Source organism: Geobacter pickeringii (assembly GCF_000817955.1).
GTDB classification, from domain to species: domain Bacteria; phylum Desulfobacterota; class Desulfuromonadia; order Geobacterales; family Geobacteraceae; genus Geobacter; species Geobacter pickeringii.
Genome location: NZ_CP009788.1, coordinates 2708781 through 2725205, shown reverse-complemented (window position 1 = coordinate 2725205; position 16425 = coordinate 2708781). Strand labels below are relative to the sequence as shown.

Genomic DNA, 16425 nt, shown 5'->3' with positions numbered 1-16425 from the left:
CCCGCATCCAACGAGAGCGAACGCTCCCCACTCTACTGCCTCACCCCGGATCTGCCATGCTCAAGCTTCTGATCGACAACCCGCTCCTTCTCCTTTTCCTGGTGGCCGCCGTCGGCTACCCCCTCGGCCGGATCCGGATCCGCGGTTCGAGCCTCGGCGTCGCCTCGGTGCTCTTCGTCGGTCTCGCCATCGGCTCGATCCACCCCGAGTTGAAGCTCCCCGAGATCGTCTACGTCCTGGGGCTTGCCCTCTTCGTCTACACCATCGGTCTCTCCAGCGGACCGGCCTTCGTGGCGTCGCTGCGCCAGGATGGGGTCCGCAACAACCTCTTCGTTCTGGGCGGCATCGTCATAGCCGCGCTCCTCACCGTCGGCGCCCAGCGTCTCCTCGGCCTGTCGGGGAGCGTCACCGCCGGCCTCTTCGCGGGAAGCCTCACCAATACGCCGGCGCTGGCCGGGGCCCTGGAGACGATCAAGCACCTGGCCTCCCCCGGCCTCGTCGACCAGCTCCTGGCCGAGCCGGTGGTGGGGTATTCCATCGCCTACCCCATGGGGGTCATGGGGGTGGTGCTTGCCATCAGCCTCGTCCAGAAGCTCTGGCGCATCGACTACGCCGCGGAGGGGAAACGACTCAAGATTGCCGGCGCTGCCACCGAGGCGCTGCGGAGCGCCACCATCCGGGTCGCGTGGCCCGGCGCGGAGCGGCAGACCATCGCGGCCCTCTCGCGGCAGGAGAAATGGGACGTCATCTTCGGGAGGATCAAGCGGGGCGAGGCGTATCTCCTGGCGGGTCCCCAGGTCCGGCTGCAGCCGGGAGACCTCGTCATCGCCATCGGCACGGCATCGGAGCTGGACCGGGTGGCGGCGGTACTCGGCGAGGTGAGCGAGGAGGAGATTGCCCACGACCGGAGCGAATTCGACTACCGGCGGATCTTCGTCTCCAACCCGCGGGTGGCGGGCCGACGGCTCGGGGATCTCGGCCTCTTCGAGCGGTTCGACGCCACCGTCACGCGGGTTCGCCGGGGCGACGACGATTTCCTCCCCCATGACGACATGGTGCTGGAACTGGGGGACCGGGTCCGGGTAGTGACCCGGCGGGACCGGATGGCGCAGGTCACCTCCTTCTTCGGCGACTCCTACCGGGCCGTTTCAGAGGTCGACATCCTCACCTTCAGTCTCGGCCTCGCCCTGGGGCTCCTCCTCGGCACCGTGCCGATCCCTCTCCCCGGCGGGGTGACCCTCAAGCTTGGCTTTGCCGGCGGTCCCCTCATCGTGGCGCTCATCCTCGGCACCATCGGCCGCAGCGGCGGGATGGTCTGGAGCCTTCCCTACAGTGCCAACATGACCCTTCGCCAGATCGGCCTGGTGCTCTTCCTGGCCGGAATCGGCACCCGGGCCGGCTACGGCTTCGTCTCGACCCTCGCCAAGGGGGGAGGCGTCGCCATCTTCGCCGCCGGCGCGGTCATCACCTGCGTTACCGCTCTCCTTGCCCTCTGGGTGGGGCACAAGCTCCTGAAGATCCCCATGAGCCTCCTGATCGGCATGGTGGCCGGCCTCCAGACCCAGCCCGCCGTTCTCGGATACGCCCTGGAGCAGACCGGCAACGACCTGCCGAACATCGGCTACGCCTCGGTCTATCCGGTGGCGACCATCGGGAAGATCCTCATCGTGCAGGTACTCCTCTCGCTCCTCATGTAGCGTCGCCCTTCAGCAGACCGGGTGTCGCCCCTCCGCCAGCTCCCGGCAGAATTCACCGATCCCCGCCAGCCCCCGTGCGATGATCTCCTCCGCCCTGCCACTCACCTCGGTGAGCCGCCGGCCCGGCTCCAGCCGCAGCTGGGCTGCAGCCATCCGCGGCTGGTCAATGGGGGTGCCGATCCTGCTCAGCAGCAGGACCGACGCCTCCCGGATCCCCTCGATCTCCTGGCAGATCTGCCGGGCGAGGCGGTGGGCCAGGACGTTGTAGATTTTCCCCACGTGGCTCACCGGGTTCTTGCCGGCGGCCGCCTCGGTACCGAGGGGGCGACCCAGGGCGATGATCCCGTTCACCCGGTTGCCCCGTCCCACCTGCCCTGAGTCGGCATCCTCAGCCGAGGTGCCGAGGAGCGAGAGATAGACCCCCCCAAGCCCCCGCCCCGGCTCGTCCAGGGCGTTCAGACTGACCTCCCGGCGTCCGAAGCCGGCCAGCGCCTCCACGAAGGAGCCGATCGCCCTGCGGATGACCTCCCGGCGCGCGAAGTACTCCCCCTCCGAGCCGATGAACCGGGCGATGAGCGGCATCGCCACGGTCAGTTCCAGGTCGGTTCCCGTGCGCAGCCCCATCACCTTGACGTCCTCCCCCGTTTCGGGGAAGCGCTCCTTGAACGACGGCGAATTGAGGAACCGTTCCAGGGAGAGCACCGCCCGCTCCGTGGGGGAGAGGGGCCAGTAGCCGACGGCGGCGGAGGTGTCGTTGGCAACCCTGACCGCGCCGGGGCGGGCGAAGATGTCGGTCAGTTCCGGGGAGCCGGGGGCGAGGACGAGCCGGAAGGTCACATGTTCGTCGGGGTCCACGAAGCGGAGGTTGTCCCGGAACCACTGCCGGGCGGTGTCCACGGCGATCTCCGCCACGGGGATCTCCTCCCCCCCCATGGCGAAGGTGGCCCGGTCGCCGATGATCAACTCCATGGGACCGGTCACGCGTCCGCCGCCGAACCCCTTTTCCACGCGCCCGGCGGCCAGCAGGCTCTTGTCGATGTTGTGGTGGAGGACCTGGCCGAACGTGCGCAGGTAGGCGCGGGAGAGTGCCACCGAGATGGCGTCCACCACCGCGTCGCAGATGGAGTCGGGATGCCCCGTCCCCTTCCGCTCAACGATTTCCACCCGGTGTTCTGCGGCCGATGGCCCGCTATGGCTCTCGATGGTGATCATGCTGTAACTCTAGCACAGCGGGAGGGAATGTCATGCCGGTCGGCCCGGCCACGCAAAAAAGGCCGCCGGCCGCGTCGGGTGCTGACCGCGCGGTCGACGGCCTTCGGGAGACCGTCTCGTCCACCGGGCCGACCTACGTTACCCGTCGCTCTCCTCGGGAGCGGCCGTCGTCGGTTTGCGGTTGGTCCACTCCATCAGGGCGCGCAGCGCGGCCAGGGCCTGGGCAACGACGATGATGGCGCAGTAGCTGAGAAAGACCACCATGAAGACCCCCGTGAATCCGTCGGTGCCGCCGGAGGAGGCGAGGGCGGGGGTGGCTGGTGCAAGAACTGCGAGCAATGCCGTTGTGATCGATGCGTTCATGGATACTCTCCTTCGAGCCGCCGAGGCGCGGCGCGTTCACGCCGGGCCGTTTCCGGCGCCGTTTCCCGGCGGGGCGATCTGCCGTGGAGTGCTGAAGATGCTCCTGACCATGGAACTGAACAGCATGAGACCCGGCAGGAGCTGGATTACCACGGCCATGGTTCCCAAGCCGGCAAAGAGCGCCAGGAGGAAATCTTCCATCCCGACACCACCGAGGGCTATGGGGGGGATACCCTCGTCGAGGGGGGGAAACGTCAAAATGCTCATCTCATTCTCTCCGCGTGTGTTACCGGTCCGTCAGGTTTGTGATCTCCTTTCTGCACCGGATGTACCAACGGTGAGCCGGCGTTCATGTTTCTTGCGTAACATGCCGGAAATAGAAGGATCACGCTGACTGTTTTCCGGAGGGAGCGGGGCGTGCCGCGGCTGTTCTGTATACTCGGGGTATACGCGCGCGGCATCTCTGAATGGCATCCGTGAAGGAATGTTGGGGGTAATGGGCTGAAATTACGGAGTTATTCTGAAGGTGGCTGGGTGCATGGTGAAGTTATACACCCGGGCAGCAAAAAGGCGGAGCCCCGTGAGGAGGCTCCGCCCGTTCTGTCGCCGTCGAAGGAGGGACGTTACCGGAAGAGGAAACTGAAGCTGAAGCCGATGATGTCCGCTGAAGATTCGGGCTGGAGAATCCCCACCAGCTGGGCGTTGACCGGATCGTAGGCGGCAACCGTGGGGGACTTGCCGAACCGGAATCCTTCGTAGTAGACGGCCGGCCGGAAGCGGCCGAACTGCGTACTCAGCTCCCCAAAGGCCGACCATGAGCCGCGGGGCTCAAGGGTCACGTTCTGGCCGAAGGCTTCGGCGTAGTTGCGGTTGAGGAACGGGTACCGGGCACCCCCCTCCAGGGAGATGCGGACCGAGTCGGAGAGGCGGTAGGTGCCACGAACGCCGAGGCGGGCGTAGAGGCTGAGCCACTCCTCGGTGGCCGAGGAGGTCTGCACGGCGACCGGGATGGCGTCGCGGGTCTGGGTGGACGATGCCTCTATGTTGCGCAGCCAGTGGCGGTAGCCGAGGCCGGCAAAGGGCTCCAGGGAGCCGTCGGGCCCCGGAAGGCGCCAGGAGAAATCGGTCTCGATCTTCCCGCCGAAGTAGTTGACGTCGCTCTTGACGGGAAGGCGGTCGAAGCGGGGGTCGGTGTCGGTGGTCTGTCCGTCGTAGTCGACCTGACCGCCGAACAGTTCCGCCTTTCCTCTCAGGAAGAGGAAGTTGTCGTGAAGGTCGAGGGTCGCCGTCCCTCCCACCCCGAAGAGGGGGCCATCCTCCTTCAGCAGGCGCGCACCGCCGCTGTCGTACTCCTTCCAGGTGAAGTACTGGATGGTGGGGTAGAGCGAGAACTCCTCGAATCCTGCGGCGGTGGCGGAGGATGCCGTGAGCGCCGCGAAAACCGCGATGGTTCCGATTATCCGCTTCATCATGTCAGTTCCTCCTTGGGACGGGAGCCGACCGAGGGGATCAGGCCGACGGCTCTTCCGGCGTCGGTTCCTTCTTCTTGCGCGGTGCCCGCTTCTTCTTTGGCGTTTCCCCTCCCTCCGGCGCCGGCTCTTCTGCCGGTGCCGCGGTGACCGCCTCCTCGGCGGGGACCTCTTTCTTCTTCCGGGGTGCCCGCTTCTTCGGCGCGGGGGGTTCTGCCGCCACTTCGGGGGCTTCGGCGGGGGGAGCGGCCGGCGCCGCTGCCGCCGGTTCGGCCGCTTCTTCTGCAGGTACGCTCTTCTTCGCCCGGGACGCCCGCGGCTTCTTCGGCTTTGCAGTCGCCGGGACCGCCTCGGGGGCGGGTTCCGGGACGGCCGGAACGACGGGGGGCTCGATCTCTGCCGCCGGTCCCTCGCTCGCCGCTTCTTCGCCCGTGGCCGCCATCCCCTCCTCGGCGCCTCGCTTTCCGCCGCGCCGGCGGCGCCGCCGGCGTTTTTTCTTCGCCTCGTCGGCGGCGGGAGCCTCCTCTTCGGTCCCTTCCGTTTCGGGTGCGGGCTGGACCGCTTCCTCGGCCGGGACTCCTTCTGCCCCTTCGGCAGCACTCTCGGCACCTTCAACCGGTGGCTTCTTGCCGCGCCGACGCCGGCGTTTCCGCTTCTTCCGGGCTCCTTCCGCGGCGGGGGGCTCGGCTCCGGCCTCCGTCTCCTCCGCCTCGTGCTCTTCGGACGGTTCTTCGACGACGGTCTCCTCGGCGGCTTCTGCGGCCGCTTCCGTCTCCAGGGGCTCTTCGGCGCCCCCCTTCTTCCTGCTCCGGCGCCGCTTCTTCTTCCCTTCCGCGGCTTCCGCCGGCTCCTCTCCCGCGGCCACCTCCTTCGGCGCCCGCTCCTTCCGCTCGACGGGTTCGGCCGCTTCCGGGGCCAGCTCGGCCGAAAGCGGTCTCTCCCGCTTGACCAGCTCCAGCTCCACCTGGTTCATGAGGAGGGAGGTCTTTCCCTTGACGGTGACGACGATGTCGTAGTCGCTCTCGATCTGGGCCAGTTCGCCCCTCTTGCGGTTGAGGAGGTAGTAGGCCACCTCCAGCGGAAGTCCCCCCTGCACCTCGGCCACGGTCCCCTTGGCGGCGGCGGCGTGGACCTTGCGCAGGAAGGAGAGGGCCATGCTCTCCACCGATTTCACCTTCCCCCGGCCGGAGCAGTGGGGGCATTCGAGGACGCTGGCCTGATCCAGGGTCTGGCGGATCCGCTGGCGCGACATCTCGAGCATCCCGAACTGGGAGATGCGTCCCACGGTGACCCGCGCCTTGTCGCTCTTGAGGGCCGCCTTGAGGGTCTTCTCCACCGCCGCGATATGCTTCTTGTCCCGCATGTCGATGAAGTCGAGCACGATGAGCCCGCCCAGGTCCCGGAGCCGGAGTTGCCGCGCCGCCTCTTCGGCGGCCTCCAGGTTGGTCTTGAAGGCGGTGTCCTCCACCCCCTTCTCGCCGGTGGACTTGCCGGAGTTGACGTCGATGGAGACCAGCGCCTCCGTCGGCTCGATGACGATGGAGCCGCCGGACTTCAGCGGCACCTTCTTTTCGTAGATCAGGTCGATCTGCTCCTCGATCTGGTAGCGGGAGAAGATGGGGCGCTTCTCCTGGTGCATCTTCACGAGCTTCTCGAACTTGGGCATCGTCTGCTTGAAGAAGTCCCGGGCCTGCTTGTAGACATCCTTGCTGTCGACGAGCACCTCGTCGATTTCGGCGGTGAAGTAGTCGCGGATGGTGCGGATCACCAGGTTCGATTCCTGGTAGATGAGGGCCGGCCCCTTGGTGTCGGCGGCCTTCTCCTGGATGGTGTCGTGGAGCTTGATGAGGTACTGGAGGTCCTTGGCGAGCTCGGTCTTGGTCTTGCCGAGGGCCTCGGTCCGGACAATGTAGCCGAGCCCCTCGGGGATCTCCATCTCCGCCACCTTCTCCTTCAGCTTCTTCCGGTCGGACTCGCTCTCCACCTTGCGGGAGATGCCGGCGGAGTCGCTCCCTGGCATGAGCACCATGTACCGCCCCGGCAGCGACAGGTAGGAGGTGAGGGCCGCCCCCTTCATGTCCCGTTCCCCCTTTTCCACCTGGACCACCAGTTCCTGCCCCCGGCGGAGGATCTCCTGAATGCGCGGCCGGCGGCTGCGCTGCTCCTCGGGGATGTCGCTGCGCCACTGCCAGAAGGAGGGGTGGATCTCCCCCATCTGGAGGAAGCCGAGCCTCTTGAGTCCGATGTCGACGAAGGCGGCCTGGAGCCCCGGTTCCACCCGGACCACCACCCCCTTGTAGATGTTGCCGCGGGTCTGTTCGCTCCCGGCGATCTCGATGTCCAGATCGACCAGCTTGCCTTCTTCGACGATGGCGACGCGGGCCTCTTCCGGATGCATCACGTTGATGAGCATCTTCTTTGCCATTGATGGGATTCCTTTGTGCGGCGCGGGAGCGTCTCCCGCGGCGCGGAGATTTCGGCCGGCCGCGGCGGGATGCCGCGGGCCCGATATGATATTCCGAACGCCCGGAGGCGTGGAAAGCGTGATAAACCTTGAAAGTATACCAGACTTTTCCCGTATTAATAACAAAAAACTTCGGCACGGGGCTGTGTTGCGGGGATCGGTGATTGACAACGCCATTTTCCCCCCCCTACAATGACCGCTGCGGCACACGAAACAAGGATCGGAACCAACGCCATGCTCCACCTGAAAAAGCTTTCCAAAGATTTCGCGGGACGCCCGCTCTTCACCGCCATCGACTGGCACCTCAAGAAGGGGGAGCGGGTCGGCCTCGTCGGCGAGAACGGGGCCGGCAAGTCGACCCTGATGCGGATCATCGCCGGGCTCGTGGAGCATTCGGCCGGCGAGATGATCTTTGCCCGGGGGGCGACGGTCGGCTACCTCCCCCAGGACGGGATCGTCACCCGCGGCCGCCCTCTCTTCGACGAGGCGATGGAGGCGCTGGGGGAGCTGCGGGAGATGGAGCGGGAGCTCCACGACCTGACGATGCGCCTGGAAGCCGCCCCGGCGGCGGGGGAGGAGCACGACGCGCTCCTCGACCGCTACGGCCGGCTCCAGGAGGAGTTCCGCCTGCGTGGCGGGTACGCCATGGAGGCGGAGGTGGGGCGGGTGCTGGCCGGCCTCGGCTTCTCCGACGCCGACGGCCGCAAGGAGTGCGGCGAGTTCTCGGGGGGGTGGCAGATGCGGATCGCCCTGGCGAAGCTCCTGCTCCGCAAGCCGAACGTGCTCCTCCTCGACGAGCCGACCAACCACCTGGACATCGAGGCCCGCAACTGGCTGGAGGAGTACCTCTGCGCCTATCCCGGATCGGTGATCCTCGTCTCCCACGACCGCTTCTTCATGGACCGGGTCTGTCACCGGATCACCGAGGTCTGGAACGAGGCCCTCTCCGACTACCACTGTTCCTACAGCCGCTACCTCGTCCAGCGGGAGGAGCGGGTGGCGGCCCTGTGGGAGGCGAAGCGGCGCCAGGACGAGGAGGTGGCCAAGCTGGAGGATTTCATCAGCCGCTTCCGCTACAAGGCCGACAAGGCGGCGCTGGTGCAGTCACGGATCAAGCAGCTGGAGAAGATCGAGCGGATCGTTCTTCCGCCGGAACGGAAGAAGATCCGGTTCCGTTTCCCCGACCCCCCCAAGAGCGGCCGGGTGGTGATAGAGCTCAAGGGGGTGACTCGGGCCTACGGCAACCACGTCGTCCTCGACCGGGTCGACCTGACCGTCGAGAAGGGGGAGCGGATCGCCCTGGTGGGGCACAACGGGGCCGGCAAATCGACCCTCATGGCGGTCCTGGCGGGGAAGGCCATTCAGGGGGGGGAGCGGATCGTGGGGCACAACGTCGTCCCCGATTACTTCGCCCAGGACCAGGCCCAGGTGCTGGACGCCGGGCGAAGCGCCTACGAGGAGATCCTGGCCGACGCCCCCTTCGACACGGTGCCGCAGCTGCGGGACATCCTCGGCGCCTTCCTCTTCTCGGGGGACGACATCCACAAGAAGGTGGCGGTCCTCTCCGGCGGGGAGCGAAACCGGCTGGCCCTGGCCAAGATGCTCCTGCGCCCCTCCAACCTCCTCCTCATGGACGAGCCGACCAACCACCTGGACCTCTTCAGCAAGGAGGTCCTCCTCGACGCCCTCAGGACCTTCGACGGCACCGTGGTCTTCGTCTCCCACGACCGCTACTTCATCGACGGCCTCGCCACCCGGGTGGTGGAGGTGGAGGGGGGAGCCCTCACCAGCTACCACGGCGACTACGAATACTACCTGGGGAAGAAGGCATCGGTCGACGGCCAGCCTCCCCTGGCCTCCGCCCCCCAGCCTCCGTCACTTGCCGATTCCAAGGAGGAGCGCCAGCGGCAGCGGGAGGAGGAAAAGGCCCGCCAGCGCGACGACAAGCGGCGCCTGAAGCGGCTGGCCGAGATCGAGGAGTCGATCGCCGCCGAGGAGCTGCGCCTTGCCGAACTGGAGCAGCGGATGGCCGACCCCGCCTTCTTCCAGGACCACGAATCGGCCCGGCGGGGGGGGGAGGAGCACGCCGCCCTCACCGCGTTCATCGCCGCTCTCTACGAGGAGTGGGAGGGGCTCGGCGCCGCCGGTTGACCGTTCCCTCTCGCCTTCCTTTCGGCGTGGAGGTATACGGCGGCGCGAATCATTGACAGTCGCGGCTTCGGGGGGTACTCTTTGAGGACTTGAACCGGCCTCGACCTCTCGATCTCAGGGATTGCCCATGTCCGAATCCGTGTCGATATCGCTCCCCTCCCACGTCCCCCTCTACCCCTTGCGGGAAATCGTCGCCTTTCCCTTCATGATTTTTCCCCTCTTTCTCAAGGATGAGGAGCTGGTCTCCTTCGAGGAGATGCTCGGCCACGAGCAGCTCGTGGTGGTCGTGCGGATCAAGGAGGAACCGGCCTCCGGCACCCCTCCGCTCCTCTGGGAAATCGGCACCCTCTGCAAGGTGAACCAGATCTATCGCCTCCCCGAAGGGGGAGGGAAGGTGGTGCTGGAAGGGCTCTCCCGGGTGCGGGTGGAGGAGATGGTGGCCGTGGAGCCGTTTCTCCAGGCGCGCTGCGAGCCGATCCACGAGTTCGTGGAGAAGTCGGTGGTGGCCGAGGCCCTGGTCCAGAGCCTGAACGCCCTCCTCAAGATCGCCCTCTCCTACGGCCGCCCCCTCCCCGACGACGTCATGAAGATGATCGACCTCATCGACAACCCGGCGCGGCTCGCGGACCTCGTCGCCCTCTACGTGAACCTCCCCCTCGACGACCAGCAGCGGCTCCTGGAGACCATCGACCCCCTGGAGCGCCTGAAGAAGGTCTACATGCACCTGACGGCGGAGGTGCAGCGCCTCCAGGTGAAGAACGAGGTCCAGACCGAGGTGACCAAGCGGGTCGGCAAGAGCCAGAAGGAGTACCTCCTGCGGGAGCAGATGAAGCAGATCCAGGAGGAGCTCGGGGAGGACGACTCCCGCTCCGCGGAGCTCACCGATCTGAAGAGGAAGCTGGAGGCGGCCGGGATGCCGTCCGAGGTGCGCAAGATTGCCGACAAGGAGTTCCGGCGCCTGGAGCGGATCAACCCCGCTTCCCCCGAGTACACCGTGTCGCGCACCTACCTCGACTACCTGGCCGGGATGCCGTGGCAGAACGCCACCACCGACAACAACGACATCAACCAGGCCGAGGCGGTGCTGGACGAGGACCACTACGACCTCACGAAGGTGAAGGAGCGGATCCTCGAATACCTCGCCGTGCGGAGCCTCCGGGAGCGGATGAAGGGGCCGATCCTCTGCTTCGTCGGCCCCCCCGGCGTCGGCAAGACGAGCCTCGGCAAGTCCATCGCCCGGGCGCTGGGGCGCACGTTCATCCGGGTCTCCCTCGGGGGGATGCGGGACGAAGCGGAGATCCGCGGCCACCGCCGCACCTACATCGGCGCCCTGCCGGGGCGGATCATCCAGGAGCTCTACCGCTGCGGCAGCAACAACCCGGTCTTCATGCTCGACGAGGTGGACAAGATCGGCCTCGACTTCCGGGGCGACCCGGCCAGCGCCCTCCTGGAGGTCCTGGACCCGGAGCAGAACTACACCTTCACCGACCACTACCTCGACGTCCCCTTCGACCTCTCCCACGTCATGTTCATCACCACCGCCAACCTCCTCGACCCGATCCCCGCGGCCCTCAAGGACCGGATGGAGGTGATCCAGCTCTCGGGCTACACCGACGAGGAGAAGGAGAAGATCGCCGTCCGCTACCTGATCCCGAAGGAGGTCGAGGAAAACGGCCTGGCGAAGAGCCCCCCCGCCTTCGCCACGGCGGCCATCTCCAAGGTTATCGGCGACTACACCCGGGAGGCGGGGGTGCGCAACCTCCAGCGGAGCATCGCCTCGGTCTGCCGCAAGGTGGCCAAGGAGATCACCCAGGGGAAGCCGCCGCGGGAGACGATCACGCCGGAGGTGGTGGAGGAGCTCCTGGGCCCCCGGAAGTTCTTCAACGAGGTGGCGGCGGAGAAGGACCGCAGCGGCGTCGTCACCGGCCTCGCCTGGACCGAGAGCGGCGGCGACATCATCTTCGTGGAGGCGACCCGGATGAAGGGGAAGGGGGAACTGATCCTCACCGGGAGCCTCGGCGACGTGATGAAGGAGTCGGCCCGGGCGGCCCTCTCCTTCGTGCGGGCCAACGCCGTGGAATGGGGGATCGACGAAGCCGCCTTCGAGGGGACCGATCTCCACATCCACGTCCCGGCCGGCGCCATCCCCAAGGACGGCCCCTCGGCCGGCGTCACCATGGCCACCGCCATCGTCTCTCTCCTGGCGGGGCGCCTGGCGCGGCGCGACGTCGCCATGACCGGCGAAATCAGCCTCACCGGCCGCGTGCTGGCCATCGGGGGGCTCAAGGAGAAAGTGCTGGCCGCCCGCCGCGCCGGGGTGAAGAAGGTGGTGGCCCCGTCCCGCAACCGGGAAAACCTGGAGGAGATCCCCGAGGAAGTGAGAAACGAACTCGAATTCGTCTTCGTGGACGACGTGCGCGAGGCGATCGCGATGGCGCTGCAGTAACATGCCCCTTACCTTCGTCGAACATAGGGTCAAATCGTTCCTGCTGGAATTCCAGGCGTTCTTCTCCCTCTGCGGGAAGGCCGTCGTCCGGATCTTCCAGCGTCCCGCCTATTACCGCGAGTTCACCACCCAGCTCGACAAGGCGGGGGTCGGCTCCCTCTTCATCATCTGCCTCACCGGTCTCTTCACCGGCATGGTGATGGCGCTCCAGGCGCTGATCCAGCTCAAGCCCTTCGCCGCCACGAGCTACGTGGGGGGGATGGTGGCGGTGACCATGGTGAAGGAGCTGGGGCCGGTCCTCTCGTCGCTCATGGTGGCGGGGCGGGTCGGCTCGGCCATCACCGCCGAGCTCGGCACCATGGTGGTGACCGAGCAGGTGGACGCCATGCGGGTGGAGGGGACCGACATCGTCAAGCGGCTCGTGGCGACCCGGCTCAAGGCGCTCCTCATCGCCATGCCGATGCTCGCCATCGTCACCGACGCCGTGTCGCTGCTTGGGGGGTTCGTCATCGCGGTGGGGTACGACATCAACCTCCTCATGTACTGGAAATCCCTCTCCCAGTTCATGGTGTTCCAGGACCTGATCGAGGGGGTGGTGAAGCCCCTGGTCTTCGGTTTCGTCATCGCCATGATCGGCTGCTACGCGGGGCTCAACACCCGCGGCGGCGCCGAGGGGGTGGGGGCGGCGGCCAAGCGGGCGGTGGTCCTCTCGTCGGTCATGGTGCTGGTGTGCGATTTTTTCATGACGAAGATCTTCATTGTGTTCCGGTGAGGGAGGGCGGGTGACGGCCAGCGGATGCAGCATCAGGATGGAGAAGGTCGCCTACGCCGTGGGGGGGAGGCGGATCCTCGACGGCTTCGACCTGGAGTTGGAGCGGGGGGTGAACCGGACCATCCTCGGGAAGAGCGGTGCCGGCAAGACCACCATCCTGAAGCTGATCCTCGGCCTCCTGAGGCCCGATGCCGGAGAGATCTACATCGACGGCACGGCCATCGGCGGGCTCTCCGAGAGCGAGCTGTCCCGGGTGCGGAAGCGGATCGCCATCGTCTTCCAGGGGGGGGCGCTCTTCGACTCCATGACCGTCGGGGAGAACGTCGGCTACCGCCTCTTCGAGGAGGGGCGGCTGACGGAGGCCGAGATCGAGCGGATCGTCCTGGAGAAGCTCGGCTTCGTGGGGCTCGAACAGACCATCGACCTCTACCCCGCCGAGCTCTCGGGGGGGATGAAGAAGCGGGCGGCCATCGCCCGGGCCCTGGCCGCCGAGCCGGACTACATCTTCTTCGACGAACCGACCACCGGCCTGGACCCCATCGGGGTCTACAACATCCGCCACCTGATGCTCCGCCTCCAGGGGGAGGGGAAGACCACCCTCATGGTCACCCACGACCTGGAGACCGCCTTCGCGGTGTCGGAGCGTTTCTCCTTCCTCCACGAGGCTCGGCTCGCCTTCGAGGGGACGGAAGCGGAGATGCGCCAGTGCGAGCTGCCGCAGATCAGGGAGTTTTTGACACCGACCGACCGGTCGCTGTTCATGGGAATGGGATAGAGGGGGGCAAAAGCCGCACATGAAACGAAGCGACAACATCGCGTGGTCCCAGTTGCGGGGCGGGGTATTCATCCTTGCCGCCCTGGCGTTTTTCGCCGGCGGGGTTCTCATCATGGGGGACAAGACCAAATTTTTCGTCCCCAAGGGGCAGCTCTCGGTCATCATGACCGATGTGGCGGGGCTCAAGGTGGGGGCGCCGGTCTGGCTCGCCGGGGTGGACGTCGGGATCGTGACCGACATCCGGTTCGAGCGCCCCGACACCGCCAACGACGTGGAGGTGGCCCTGGAGGTGGAGCGGACCGCCCTCCGGAAGATCGGGGAGGATTCGGTCATCAGCGTCAAGACCCGGGGGCTCCTGGGCGAGAAATACGTCGACATCACCCCGAGCATGACGGTTCACCACACCCCCGTCACCCGGCTCCACGGCACCCCGATGCCGAAGATCGACGACGTGGTGCAGAAGGCGGGGCAGGCCTTCGACCGGGTGAACGCCATCGTGGCCAAGACCGAGCGGGGGGAAGGGACCCTCGGCCGGTTCGCCAACGACCCGAAGCTCTACGACAACCTCGTGCGGCTCACCGGCGAGCTGAACGCCGTGGCCGTCTCGGTCAACCGGGGGGAGGGAACCCTCGGGATGCTCAACAAGAGCCGCGAGCCCTACGACAAGCTGGTCCGGATCCTGAACCGCGCCGACGACACCCTCCATGACATCCAGTCCTCCGGCGGGACCATGAGCAAGCTCCTCCACGACCGCGAGCTCTACGACAAGCTCGTCGCCCTGGCGGACAAGAGCGTCCAGGCCGCCGAAGACGTGCGGGAGCTGAACCGCAAGCTCACCTCCAAAGAGAGCACCGTCGGCAAGCTCCTCGGCGACCGCGAGTTCTACGACCGGGGGATCGCCCTCATCGACCGGGCCGACCGCTCCATGACCTCCCTGGAGGAAGTGACCGACCGGCTCAAGCGCGGGGAAGGGACCGCCGGCAAGCTCCTCTCCGACAAGGAGCTGTACGACAAGCTCAACCGGATGGTGAGCGACCTGGATGTGCTGGTGAAGGACATCAAGGAAAATCCGAAGCGGTATGTGAAGTTCTCGCTGTTCTGAGGGGACGCGAGTGGTTGCAAATCGAAAGGCGGGCTTTTGGTCATCATTGCCGCCGTCATCTATATAAACAACCAATGATCATGGAACCAAACCACAAAAATATAGCCTTGACATTATATAGCTTGAAAGCTATTTTAAAAGCAAACGGAATGAACATATGGCTTGGAAAGTTGTAACGGTCGAATACTTCGATGATTGGTTTCTGAGCTTGAATGCTTCGGAACAACAAGATGTGTTGGCAGCCATATTCGTTCTTGAGCAATACGGCCCGACGTTGGGCAGGCCACACGTTGACAGTCTCAAGGGCACTGACAAGGTAAAGAACCTAAAAGAACTCCGCGTGCAACGCAAAGGTAAACCATACCGTGTCTTTTTCGCCTTTGACCCTCTCCGCCAAGCAGTGATGCTCTGCGGCGGAGACAAAACCGGAAACAAGCAATTCTACGAAACCATGGTCCCTATTGCAGAGCGTGAGTTTCTGAACTATCTGCAAGAACTGGAGTGAGTTATGGCAAAGCACCTTTCGGAGTTAATAAAAAAAGTAGACCCGACTGTAGTCGCAGCAGCGCGTGCTAAAGCGGATGAGGAAATTTTCGAGCTTCGCCTTGCTCAGCTACGTCAAACCGTTGAGATGTCGCAGCATGATCTTGCGGTAGCCCTTGGAATATCGCAACCCTCCGTGGCCAACCTCGAAAAACGCGGTCATGAGGTCAAGATTTCTTCTCTGAAGCGATACGTAGAGGCACTTGGTGGCAAACTGTCTCTGGATGTCGAACTGGCGGACGGTCGTCACATCGGCATAAACGTCTAGCGCTTACATATGGAGAAGTTGTATTAGAAGGTTGTGAGTCAGCCTCAAAACAGTGAGGAGGGAATGGCTAAGGGGACGTAGTTGATTAGTTGAGTAACGAGGCTTCTGGGGGAACAAGTCAACAAATCAACTACGTCCCCTTTGGTCGCCCGTCCCCTTTGGTCGCCCCATAGACTCGGACGGCTAACGCCGCCGGTCATGGCCGACCCCGTTGTTCGCAGAATCAGTAAAGAGAGGCATATAATGAATAACGATCTTAAACGGGAATTCGATGCGGCCATGATGAAGATTTATGTTCGCGCACTGAGAGAGGCTGATTACCCAGCCCACCGGTATCATCAGATGTTGTGTGAGCACGGCGGATTGGAAACGGCGAAACGCCTAGTGAATGCTCCAAACGTCTCTGAGGGTTATACGGCTCTGTGGGAGAGAAAAAGACTTGACCTGACTGTCGAAGCACTCATCCAAGATAAGAAATGGCGAGAACTATTCAGTGAGGAAGAGCTGAAAAAAGCAAAAAAACGGCTTGGAGACTATGGGTACACTCTTCAGCCTGAGGACTAAAGTTTCCGGTAAACCTCCTTACGGTGCCCAACCCTCACAACCCATATCACCAGCTCGGAATCTGTAATGGTGTAGATTACGCGATAAACTCCAGTTCGGTAACTCCAAAGAGGTGGCTTGAAGTCCCCCTGCAACTGCTTACCCTGACGAGGATCATGCGCCAGTTTGGTCTCAACCGCTTCACGGATATGTTCGGCAGCCTTACGACCGAGGGTCTTAAGATCGTGTTTGGTCCCCTTTTCCCAGAGGACGGTATAGACAGGCATCATTTCCTCTGACGCTTGGGTTTTTCAGCCGGTTTGTCCCATCCAAGTTCGCGCCAGAGTTCATCACTTGTCAGAAAGGTAGGGTTCTCCTGTTCAAGACGGGCAACGGCAATTAGCTTGTCTTCCATTTCATCAAGAAAAGTGGTAATTGCCCGCTTCACAAAATATGACTTGGAACGATGGGTTTCTTTTGCTAATCGGTCGAGTCGAGATTCAGTATTCTGGTCAAGGCGTACGGCAAGCATGTGATGCCTCCTGATTTGTTATACTTTGTAATACACTTTACCGGAGAGTATCGATTTAAGCAACCTGAAAATGAAAGCGCCAACCAGC

General features: G+C 64.5%; 16 protein-coding genes. 9 read left to right on the top strand and 7 right to left on the bottom strand.

Going from position 1 to position 16425, the window contains the following annotated elements; genetic code table 11:
- The first annotated feature begins 56 nt into the window (after positions 1 to 56).
- Positions 57 to 1697, top strand: coding sequence for an aspartate:alanine exchanger family transporter (locus GPICK_RS12280; protein WP_039743621.1), 1641 nt, complete (start codon positions 57 to 59; stop codon positions 1695 to 1697).
- Between the two features lie 9 nt (positions 1698 to 1706).
- On the opposite strand, the gene GPICK_RS12275 is transcribed toward GPICK_RS12280, so the two are convergent.
- The 5 genes from GPICK_RS12275 to GPICK_RS12255 all read right to left on the bottom strand — a co-directional run bounded on the left by GPICK_RS12275 (position 1707) and on the right by GPICK_RS12255 (position 7166).
- The gene (locus tag GPICK_RS12275) at positions 1707 to 2909 is read right to left on the bottom strand and encodes a methionine adenosyltransferase (RefSeq protein WP_039743619.1); all 1203 of its coding nucleotides are present in this window, start codon (positions 2907 to 2909) and stop codon (positions 1707 to 1709) included.
- 138 nt (positions 2910 to 3047) lie between these two features.
- Positions 3048 to 3272 (bottom strand): hypothetical protein, encoded by a 225-nt coding sequence (locus GPICK_RS12270; protein WP_039743615.1) that lies wholly within the window; start codon positions 3270 to 3272, stop codon positions 3048 to 3050.
- Positions 3273 to 3308: 36 nt separating this feature from the next.
- Positions 3309 to 3539 carry a hypothetical protein gene (locus GPICK_RS12265; protein WP_052263422.1) on the bottom strand — a complete coding sequence of 77 codons (231 nt, stop codon included), beginning with the start codon at positions 3537 to 3539 and terminating at the stop codon, positions 3309 to 3311.
- 356 nt (positions 3540 to 3895) lie between these two features.
- On the bottom strand, positions 3896 to 4744 hold the full coding sequence (locus GPICK_RS12260; protein ID WP_052263421.1) for an autotransporter outer membrane beta-barrel domain-containing protein: 849 nt from the start codon (positions 4742 to 4744) through the stop codon (positions 3896 to 3898).
- Between the two features lie 37 nt (positions 4745 to 4781).
- Positions 4782 to 7166: an Rne/Rng family ribonuclease gene (locus GPICK_RS12255; protein ID WP_039743613.1), complete on the bottom strand. Its 2385-nt coding sequence runs from the start codon at positions 7164 to 7166 to the stop codon at positions 4782 to 4784.
- 273 nt (positions 7167 to 7439) lie between these two features.
- Here GPICK_RS12255 and GPICK_RS12250 point away from each other — a divergent pair, with 273 nt between their 5' ends.
- From GPICK_RS12250 to GPICK_RS12215, 8 genes are all read left to right on the top strand, one after another.
- Positions 7440 to 9356 carry an ABC-F family ATP-binding cassette domain-containing protein gene (locus GPICK_RS12250; RefSeq protein WP_039743611.1) on the top strand — a complete coding sequence of 639 codons (1917 nt, stop codon included), beginning with the start codon at positions 7440 to 7442 and terminating at the stop codon, positions 9354 to 9356.
- Positions 9357 to 9483: 127 nt separating this feature from the next.
- Positions 9484 to 11802 (top strand): endopeptidase La, encoded by a 2319-nt coding sequence (gene lon / locus GPICK_RS12245; protein ID WP_039743609.1) that lies wholly within the window; start codon positions 9484 to 9486, stop codon positions 11800 to 11802.
- 1 nt (position 11803) lies between these two features.
- A complete protein-coding gene (locus GPICK_RS12240; protein WP_039743607.1) occupies positions 11804 to 12574 on the top strand; it encodes an MlaE family ABC transporter permease in 771 nt (256 codons plus the stop codon).
- 37 nt (positions 12575 to 12611) lie between these two features.
- Positions 12612 to 13349, top strand: a complete 738-nt coding sequence (locus tag GPICK_RS12235; RefSeq protein ID WP_039743605.1) for an ATP-binding cassette domain-containing protein — start codon at positions 12612 to 12614, stop codon at positions 13347 to 13349.
- A 19-nt stretch (positions 13350 to 13368) separates the two neighbouring features.
- On the top strand, positions 13369 to 14451 hold the full coding sequence (locus GPICK_RS12230; RefSeq protein ID WP_039743603.1) for an MlaD family protein: 1083 nt from the start codon (positions 13369 to 13371) through the stop codon (positions 14449 to 14451).
- A 157-nt stretch (positions 14452 to 14608) separates the two neighbouring features.
- Positions 14609 to 14956, top strand: a complete 348-nt coding sequence (locus GPICK_RS12225; RefSeq protein ID WP_039743601.1) for a type II toxin-antitoxin system RelE/ParE family toxin — start codon at positions 14609 to 14611, stop codon at positions 14954 to 14956.
- Between the two features lie 3 nt (positions 14957 to 14959).
- The gene (locus GPICK_RS12220) at positions 14960 to 15262 is read left to right on the top strand and encodes a helix-turn-helix domain-containing protein (RefSeq protein ID WP_039743599.1); all 303 of its coding nucleotides are present in this window, start codon (positions 14960 to 14962) and stop codon (positions 15260 to 15262) included.
- 243 nt (positions 15263 to 15505) lie between these two features.
- A complete protein-coding gene (locus tag GPICK_RS12215; protein WP_039743597.1) occupies positions 15506 to 15826 on the top strand; it encodes a hypothetical protein in 321 nt (106 codons plus the stop codon).
- On the opposite strand, the gene GPICK_RS12210 is transcribed toward GPICK_RS12215, so the two are convergent.
- Both GPICK_RS12210 and relB read right to left on the bottom strand, forming a co-directional pair.
- On the bottom strand, positions 15823 to 16092 hold the full coding sequence (locus GPICK_RS12210) for a type II toxin-antitoxin system RelE family toxin (RefSeq protein ID WP_039743594.1): 270 nt from the start codon (positions 16090 to 16092) through the stop codon (positions 15823 to 15825). The genes GPICK_RS12215 and GPICK_RS12210 overlap by 4 nt on opposite strands.
- Positions 16092 to 16337: a type II toxin-antitoxin system RelB family antitoxin gene (relB, locus tag GPICK_RS12205; protein WP_039743592.1), complete on the bottom strand. Its 246-nt coding sequence runs from the start codon at positions 16335 to 16337 to the stop codon at positions 16092 to 16094. Before relB ends, GPICK_RS12210 begins: the two co-directional genes overlap by 1 nt.
- Between the last annotated feature and the right edge of the window lie 88 nt (positions 16338 to 16425).

What these genes read in the sequence shown, in the direction of transcription:
- GPICK_RS12280 (WP_039743621.1), top strand. Translation starts at nt 57, where the DNA reads ATGCTCAAGCTTCTGATCGACAACCCGCTCCTTCTCCTTTTCCTGGTG.
- GPICK_RS12275 (WP_039743619.1), bottom strand. Translation starts at nt 2,909, where the DNA reads ATGATCACCATCGAGAGCCATAGCGGGCCATCGGCCGCAGAACACCGG.
- GPICK_RS12270 (WP_039743615.1), bottom strand. Translation starts at nt 3,272, where the DNA reads ATGAACGCATCGATCACAACGGCATTGCTCGCAGTTCTTGCACCAGCC.
- GPICK_RS12265 (WP_052263422.1), bottom strand. Translation starts at nt 3,539, where the DNA reads ATGAGCATTTTGACGTTTCCCCCCCTCGACGAGGGTATCCCCCCCATA.
- GPICK_RS12260 (WP_052263421.1), bottom strand. Translation starts at nt 4,744, where the DNA reads ATGATGAAGCGGATAATCGGAACCATCGCGGTTTTCGCGGCGCTCACG.
- GPICK_RS12255 (WP_039743613.1), bottom strand. Translation starts at nt 7,166, where the DNA reads ATGGCAAAGAAGATGCTCATCAACGTGATGCATCCGGAAGAGGCCCGC.
- GPICK_RS12250 (WP_039743611.1), top strand. Translation starts at nt 7,440, where the DNA reads ATGCTCCACCTGAAAAAGCTTTCCAAAGATTTCGCGGGACGCCCGCTC.
- lon (WP_039743609.1), top strand. Translation starts at nt 9,484, where the DNA reads ATGTCCGAATCCGTGTCGATATCGCTCCCCTCCCACGTCCCCCTCTAC.
- GPICK_RS12240 (WP_039743607.1), top strand. Translation starts at nt 11,804, where the DNA reads ATGCCCCTTACCTTCGTCGAACATAGGGTCAAATCGTTCCTGCTGGAA.
- GPICK_RS12235 (WP_039743605.1), top strand. Translation starts at nt 12,612, where the DNA reads ATGGAGAAGGTCGCCTACGCCGTGGGGGGGAGGCGGATCCTCGACGGC.
- GPICK_RS12230 (WP_039743603.1), top strand. Translation starts at nt 13,369, where the DNA reads ATGAAACGAAGCGACAACATCGCGTGGTCCCAGTTGCGGGGCGGGGTA.
- GPICK_RS12225 (WP_039743601.1), top strand. Translation starts at nt 14,609, where the DNA reads ATGGCTTGGAAAGTTGTAACGGTCGAATACTTCGATGATTGGTTTCTG.
- GPICK_RS12220 (WP_039743599.1), top strand. Translation starts at nt 14,960, where the DNA reads ATGGCAAAGCACCTTTCGGAGTTAATAAAAAAAGTAGACCCGACTGTA.
- GPICK_RS12215 (WP_039743597.1), top strand. Translation starts at nt 15,506, where the DNA reads ATGAATAACGATCTTAAACGGGAATTCGATGCGGCCATGATGAAGATT.
- GPICK_RS12210 (WP_039743594.1), bottom strand. Translation starts at nt 16,092, where the DNA reads ATGCCTGTCTATACCGTCCTCTGGGAAAAGGGGACCAAACACGATCTT.
- relB (WP_039743592.1), bottom strand. Translation starts at nt 16,337, where the DNA reads ATGCTTGCCGTACGCCTTGACCAGAATACTGAATCTCGACTCGACCGA.